A 1,429-nucleotide genomic window follows, 5' to 3' on the forward strand; every position below is an offset into this window, starting at 1 on the left:
TGCACCTCAAGTAGCGTGAGCTTTTAGCTCACCGCTGACCGCTGACCGCTGACCGCTGAATGCTTAAAGTGTTACTTGATAATTAACAATTATCATAGGACTCTTTTGACGGGTGTTTGTTGCTATGGACGTTTCTGATTCCCAATCTGATTCCCACATCATTACCTACAGCCCTGCCTACACTTTGGTTCCGACTTACGAATGCTTTAATCGCTGTAGCTACTGCAATTTTCGGGCGGAAGCGGGGAGCAGTCCTTGGTTGAGTGTGGAGGATGCGGAAAATCAGTTAAGGTTGCTTCAGTGTCAGGGTGTTTGTGAAATTCTGATTCTTAGTGGTGAGGTTCATCCTAGGTCTTCACGGCGCAAGGCTTGGTTTCAACTAATTTATGATTTGTGTGACCTGGCTTTGTCTCTGGGATTTTTGCCCCATACTAATGTTGGACCGTTGAGTTGGGAGGAGATGGCGCGACTCAAGCAGGTGAATGTGTCTATGGGGTTGATGTTGGAACAATTAACACCGGAGTTGCTCAAAACCGTTCACTGCTATGCTCCCAGTAAGATACCAGAGGTGCGACTACAACAGTTGCAATGGGCGGGAGAATTGGGGATTCCCTTTACGACCGGTTTGTTGTTTGGCATTGGTGAAACTGAGCAGGATTGGTGGGAAAGTTTAAATGCGATCGCACAAATTCATGGTGAGTATGGTCATATCCAAGAGGTCATCCTGCAACCTTACAGTGAGGGCACTACAGAAATCTTTCATAGTCAGTCTTTCGGTCTTAATCACCTGGTAAAAGTGATTCGGAAGGCGCGTCAGATTTTGCCCTTGGATATTACTATCCAAATTCCTCCCAATTTAGTTGATACTGTTGGGAACTTGCCTCAACGGTCTTCTGCTCTATTAGCGTGTTTGGAGGCTGGCGCACGGGATTTAGGAGGAATTAGTCCCAAGGATGAGGTGAATCCCGATTATCCTCATCCCCATAGTTATCGATTGCGCGAAGTGATCGAACCAGCTGGATGGACGTTAGTAGCGCGTTTGCCAGTTTATCCTAAGTATGACAGTTGGTTACCTGCGAGATTGCGACAAGTGGTTGAGAGATGGCGGATTGGTGATAGGTAATTGGTAATAGATAATTGCTAGACCTCTTGTCCTAACACAAGCTGGAACCAAGATTCCGATAATTTCGTCTCGTCAGAGGTGAAACGATTGACCGACAAGCCTGATGTCAAACAGGAAGTGTGCTCAACAAGTACGTAGCAACTATGTTATCCGACTTCTCTGGCCAAAATCTCCAAGGTCGCTCCTTTAAGGGTCAAAACCTTACAGGAGCAAACTTTAACCACGCTGACCTTCGAGGTGTAGACTTCACCAATGCTCTTTTGAAAGGAGCGACCTTTAGCCATGCTAGGAGTGGACTACGGTATT

General features: G+C 46.4%; 2 protein-coding genes. Both read left to right on the forward strand.

Features of this window, described 5'->3' with window-relative positions; genetic code table 11:
* Positions 1-124: 124 nt before the first annotated feature.
* Positions 125-1,123 (forward strand): 7,8-didemethyl-8-hydroxy-5-deazariboflavin synthase subunit CofG, encoded by a 999-nt coding sequence (gene cofG / locus F6K20_RS38430; RefSeq protein WP_287298429.1) that lies wholly within the window; start codon positions 125-127, stop codon positions 1,121-1,123.
* A gap of 143 nt (positions 1,124-1,266) precedes the next feature.
* Positions 1,267-1,429: pentapeptide repeat-containing protein (locus tag F6K20_RS38435; RefSeq protein WP_287298431.1), on the forward strand; the 163-nt coding region annotated here is incomplete at its 3' end.

Source organism: Moorena sp. SIO2C4 (genome assembly GCF_010672485.1).
Classification (GTDB): domain Bacteria; phylum Cyanobacteriota; class Cyanobacteriia; order Cyanobacteriales; family Coleofasciculaceae; genus Moorena; species Moorena producens.

Excerpts from the sequence above, each read along its gene's own strand:
- cofG (WP_287298429.1), top strand. The coding sequence starts at position 125 with ATGGACGTTTCTGATTCCCAATCTGATTCCCACATCATTACCTACAGC.